General features: G+C 75.2%; 5 protein-coding genes and 2 pseudogenes. 3 read left to right on the top strand and 4 right to left on the bottom strand.

Annotated features, from left to right (window positions below):
* A partial coding sequence (locus tag H5J33_RS23670; protein WP_181796917.1) for a bifunctional transcriptional activator/DNA repair enzyme AdaA occupies positions 1-884 on the bottom strand: 884 nt, incomplete at its 3' end.
* A gap of 185 nt (positions 885-1,069) precedes the next feature.
* On the opposite strand from H5J33_RS23670, the pseudogene H5J33_RS23665 reads away from it, so the two are divergent.
* Positions 1,070-1,567 (top strand): annotated as a pseudogene (locus H5J33_RS23665) (DNA-3-methyladenine glycosylase family protein); the annotation flags it as partial.
* 18 nt (positions 1,568-1,585) lie between these two features.
* Complete coding sequence (locus H5J33_RS23660) at positions 1,586-2,068, top strand: methylated-DNA--[protein]-cysteine S-methyltransferase (RefSeq protein WP_181796916.1); 483 nt, start codon at positions 1,586-1,588, stop codon at positions 2,066-2,068.
* A 25-nt stretch (positions 2,069-2,093) separates the two neighbouring features.
* On the opposite strand, the pseudogene H5J33_RS23655 reads toward H5J33_RS23660, so the two are convergent.
* From H5J33_RS23655 to H5J33_RS23645, 3 genes and pseudogenes are all read right to left on the bottom strand, one after another.
* Positions 2,094-2,533: pseudogene (locus tag H5J33_RS23655) on the bottom strand (Sir2 family NAD-dependent protein deacetylase).
* A 136-nt stretch (positions 2,534-2,669) separates the two neighbouring features.
* Positions 2,670-3,164 carry an NUDIX hydrolase gene (locus H5J33_RS23650; RefSeq protein WP_181796915.1) on the bottom strand — a complete coding sequence of 165 codons (495 nt, stop codon included), beginning with the start codon at positions 3,162-3,164 and terminating at the stop codon, positions 2,670-2,672.
* Positions 3,165-3,191: 27 nt separating this feature from the next.
* A complete protein-coding gene (locus H5J33_RS23645; RefSeq protein ID WP_181796914.1) occupies positions 3,192-4,265 on the bottom strand; it encodes an ADP-ribosylglycohydrolase family protein in 1,074 nt (357 codons plus the stop codon).
* 161 nt (positions 4,266-4,426) lie between these two features.
* Between H5J33_RS23645 and H5J33_RS23640 the strand changes: the two genes are divergently transcribed.
* A partial coding sequence (locus H5J33_RS23640) for a glycerate kinase (protein ID WP_181796913.1) occupies positions 4,427-4,829 on the top strand: 403 nt, incomplete at its 3' end.

The raw sequence follows: 4,829 nt of genomic DNA, 5'->3' as shown, positions 1-4,829 counted from the left end.
CGGGACCAGGGTTCGCCGGAGCCGGACCAGGCGTCCAGGTCGAGCAGGCGGCGGCAGCGGCTGATGGCCACGGTCAGGTCGCGCAGGTCGCTCAGGGTGAGCCGGCAGGCGATGTGGTCGGGGCGGGGGGTGAGGGCGGCGATGCCGTGGCCGTAGGGCAGCCGCAGGGTGCGGCGGTAGGCGCCGTCCCGCCACTCCTCCACGCCGGGTACGGCGGTGGCGGCGAGGTGGCCGAAGAGGTTGGACGGGTTGAGCGGGGCGCGGAACGGCAGCCGCAGGGTGAGCACGCCGGGGGTGCCGGCGCCGCTCGCGGGCACCCGGGCGCGCAGCTCGCTCGGGGACAGGGCGAAGACCTCGCGGACGGTGTCGTTGAAGGCGCGCACCGAGGAGAAGCCGGCCGCGAACGCGATCTCGGCCATGGGCAGCGTGGTGGTCTCGATGAGCAGCCGCGCGGTCTGGGCGCGCTGGGCGCGGGCGAGCGCGAGGGGGCCGGCGCCCAGTTCGGCCAGCAGTTGCCGCTCCACCTGGCGGGTGCTGTAGCCGAGCCGGGCGGCGAGTCCGGGCACGCCCTCGCGGTCCACGACGCCGTCGGCGATCAGCCGCATGGCGCGGGCGACCAGGTCGGCGCGCAGGTTCCACTCCGGGGAGCCGGGGCTGGTGTCGGGGCGGCAGCGTTTGCAGGCCCGGAACCCGGCCTGCTGGCAGGCGGCGGCACTCGGGTAGAACGTCATGTTCTCCGGCTTGGGCGGCACGACCGGGCAGCTCGGGCGGCAGTAGATCCGGGTGGTCAGGACGGCCGTGAAGAACCATCCGTCGAACCGCGCGTCCTTGGAGCGCACGGCGCGCACGCAGTGCTCCCGGTCGAGGTCGGTGCCTGTTCCCATGCCTCCAGCATCGGCCACGGCCCACCCCGTGCGCTGGCGGGAATCCGACATCAACCTGTGCGGGCCGGGGGCTTCACCGATTCATCGGCGTGCGGGGGCGTGCTGCCGCCGGAATCCGTCGATCCATTCGGCGGTGGCCCGCAGTCCGCCGAAGGTGTAGAAGTGCACCTTCACCACGCCGTGCCGGCCAGCAGGTGTCCACCGCCGCCGCCCGCACCCACGCGGCCCGCCTGGTCACCGCGCACGGCAAACCCCTGGACGACCCCGAGGGCGGCCTCACCCACCTCTTCCCCTCGGCCGACGCGCTGGCCGCCGTGGACCCCGAGTCCCTGGCCATGCCCCGCACCCGGCGCACCACGCTGACCACCCTGGCCCGGCTGCTCGCCGACGGCGGGCTGCGCCTGGGCGTGGACACCGACTGGGCCGAGGCCCGTGCCCGGCTGCTCGCGCTGCCCGGCTTCGGGCCGTGGACGGTGGACGTCATCGCCATGCGCGCCCTCGGCGACCCCGACGCCTTCCTCCCCACCGACCTCGGCATCCGGCGCGCCGCGAGCGAACTGGGCCTGCCGTCCACCCCGGCCGCGCTCACCGCCCGCGCGGAGGGCTGGCGGCCCTGGCGGGCGTACGCGGTGCAGTACCTGTGGGCGACCGACAGCCATCCGATCAACTTCCTGCCCGCGTAAGGCACCCGAGGACCCGCCATGAAGCAGCACACCGTCACCGACAGCCCCTACGGCCCGCTCACCCTCGTCGCCGACGACGGTGTGCTGTGCGGCCTGTACATGACCGGCCAGCGCCACCGCCCGCCCGAGGAGACCTTCGGCACCCTTGACGACACCCCGTTCGCCGAGGCCGAAGAACAGCTCGCGGCCTACTTCGCGGGTGAGTTGAAGGAGTTCACCGTGGAACTCCGGCTGCACGGCACCCCGTTCCAGCGCCGGGTCTGGGAGCAGCTGACCCGCATCCCGTACGGCGAGACCCGCTCCTACGGCCAGCTCGCCGACGCCCTCGGCAATCCCCAGGCCTCCCGCGCCGTCGGCCTCGCCAACGGCCGGAACCCGGTGGGTATCATCGTGCCCTGCCACCGGGTGATCGGCGCGGGCGGCGGCCTCACCGGCTACGGCGGCGGCCTGGACCGCAAGCGCCGCCTGCTGGACTTCGAACGCGGAGCGGCCCTGTTCTGACCGCCCGCACCCGCCCGCCCGGGACCTACGCGTCGCCCTCCGCCGCCAGCCGGGCCAGCAGGGCGGGCAGCGCGGTGCCGATCGGTTCGCGGATCACCTCGTCGGCCCGGTCGTCGTACGGCGTCGGTTCGGCGTTGACGACGACGAGCCGGGCACCGTGGTCGGCGGCGACCCCGGCCAGCCCGGCGGCGGGCTGCACCTGCAGGCTGCTGCCGACGGCGACGAACACCTGGCAGGCCTTGGCGACGGCCGCGGCCTGGCCGAGGACCACGGGATCCAGCCGCTCGCCGAACATCACCGTCGCCGGCTTCAGGACGCCGCCGCACTCCAGGCACACTCGTACGTGACCAGCTTCTCGGCCTCCGGGTCGCGCCGCCACAACCCGTTCGGCCCGCGGTAGTCGGGGATCCCGGAGTCGGTGGAGATACCGGCCCCGCTGAGCAGGGCGACGAGAGGCTTGGCCATGCCCCGAGGGTAGGGCGGGCCCGCGGGCCGCCGCGAACGGACAAGCCGGGCCGGGCACGGCGGAGGTGGCCTCGGGCGCGCACCGCACCAGGGCCGGTGGACACCCGGCCCCCTGCCCCGGAGGGCCGCGCGCCGGTCAGGCCACCCGCCGGCCGTTCTCCAGCTCCGCCGTGCCGCCGCCCTCCGCCAGCACGTCCAGGGCGGCCAGCACCCGGCGGCCCAGCACCTCGGGCAGATACGCCGTCAGCTCCTCGCGGGCGACCAGCCGCCAGGACAGCAGTTCCTCCTCCTGGAGCCGGATGGACTCCAGCTCGGCCCCGGTGAGCACCCCGCCGTCGTACAGGTACGCCACCAGCGGCGGCCGGCCCACGCCGTGCGCCCAGTCCACCGCGAGCAGCCGGCCCAGCGGGCGGTCCAGCCCGATCTCCTCCAGCGTCTCCCGGCGGGCGCCCTGGCGCGGCGTCTCCCCGGTGTCCGACTCGATGGTCCCGCCCGGCAGCGCCCAGCCCTCGCGGTAGTTGGGCTCCACGAGCAGCACCCGGCCCTCGGCGTCCCGGAAGAGCGCGGCGGCGCCGGCGAGGACCCGGGGCAGACCCGCGATGTACGCGGCGAAGTCAGCAGTGGTGGTCATCGGGACAGGGTAACCAGCCACCCCGCCCTACGAACCCGCCGTCGCCAGGCGCAGGGTGCGTTCGGCCAGCGCACTGATCCGTACGCCGTCGAAGCCGAACACCGCGCTGCGCACCGTGTCCCGCAACGGCTCCCGCCACTGGGCCGGAATCGCCCGCGCCCCGGTGCGCACCCCGGCCACCGAGCCGGCCGTGGCCCCGTTGGAGTCGGTGTCCAGGCCTCCGCGCACGGTCAGCGCGAGGGTCCGGGTGAAGTCGTCCTCGCCGTACAGCAGCCCGGCGGTGAGGACCGCCGCGTTCGGGACGGTGTGGATCCAGCCGAGCCCGGCGGTCTCCTCGGCCAGCGTGGCCAGGGTCTGCTCCCAGGGCAGCCGGGTCTCGTACAGGCTCGCGACCCGCCGTACCGTCCGGGCCAGGCGGCTGCCCGCCGGTATCACCGCCAGCGCGGTCTCCAGAGCGTCCCGGACACTGGGGGCGGTGAAGGAGGCCGCGATCAGCGCGGCGGCCCACATGGCGCCGTAGACGCCGTTGCCGGTGTGCGAGAGCACCGCGTCCCGGCGGGCCAGGCCGGCGGCCCGCACGGGATCGCCGGGGCAGGTCCAGCCGAAGACGTCGGCGCGGATCAGCGCGCCGATCCACTCCTGGTAGGGGTTGTCGTACGTCGCCGTCAGCGGCGGCTTCAGCCCGCTCGCCAGGTTCCGGTACGCGGCCCGCTCCGCCGTGAAGGTCTGCAGGTACGGCAGTGTGAGCAGCCACAGGTCGCCGACCTGCTCGGTGCTGAAGCCGAACCCGTGGGTCTCCAGCAGGTGCAGGCCGAGGATCGCGTAGTCCACGTCGTCGTCCCGGCAGCCGCCGTCGATCCGGCCGCGCACACAGCACCGCCACTCCGGGCGCAGCGCGGCGGCCTCGGCCGGGTCGGCCGGCTCGGGCAGGTAGTCGGTCAGCGGCAGGGCGGCGGCCCGGCGCAGATAGCGGTCGATCCGGTCGCGGGTCCACACCTCGCCCTGCTCGACCGGCTTGCCGAGCATGTTGCCCGCGATCCGGCCGAGCCAGCCGCCGTGCAGCCGGTCGGCGAGGTCCGGTGCGGTGCGCTGGGTGCTCATGACAGCGGGGTACCCACTTGTGCCCGCTCCGCGCGGCCTTCCAGGGTTCGGTCGGGGCATGACGGCGGGGGTGTCCTGCGGTTATCGTCACAGCGGCGCGACTGGCCCCGCCGTGCGCGGGGCCCGGAGAGCAAGGGGAAGACAAGGTGGCGGACGCTGCAGTGAACGAGACCCGTCGGGTGCTCATCGCCGCGGACAAGTTCAAGGGCTCGCTGACGGCCGTGCAGGTCGCCGAGCGGGTGACGGCCGGGCTGCGCCGGGTCGTGCCGGACCTGGCGGTCGAGGCGCTGCCCGTGGCCGACGGCGGCGACGGGACCGTGGACGCGGCGGTCGCGGCCGGCTTCGAACGGCGCGAGGTGCGGGTGGCCGGGCCGCTCGGCGAGGAGGTGACGGCCGCGTTCGCGCTGCGCGACGGCACCGCGGTCGTGGAGATGGCCGAGGCGAGCGGTCTGCAGCGGCTGCCGGCCGGGGTCTTCGCGCCCCTGACGGCCTCCACGTACGGCTCCGGTGAGCTGCTGCGGGCCGCGTACCGGAACCTGGCGAGCGGGCTGAAGCCGCCGCTGA

Origin of the sequence: Streptomyces sp. WELS2 (assembly GCF_013870595.1) — a bacterium.
Classification (GTDB): Bacteria; Actinomycetota; Actinomycetes; order Streptomycetales; family Streptomycetaceae; genus Streptomyces.
The sequence above is the reverse complement of the archived record's forward strand: the minus strand, read 5'-3'. Positions and strand labels throughout refer to the sequence as shown.

Coding starts and splice junctions, on each gene's coding strand:
- H5J33_RS23660 (WP_181796916.1), top strand. CDS start 1,586: ATGAAGCAGCACACCGTCACCGACAGCCCCTACGGCCCGCTCACCCTC.
- H5J33_RS23650 (WP_181796915.1), bottom strand. CDS start 3,164: ATGACCACCACTGCTGACTTCGCCGCGTACATCGCGGGTCTGCCCCGG.
- H5J33_RS23645 (WP_181796914.1), bottom strand. CDS start 4,265: ATGAGCACCCAGCGCACCGCACCGGACCTCGCCGACCGGCTGCACGGC.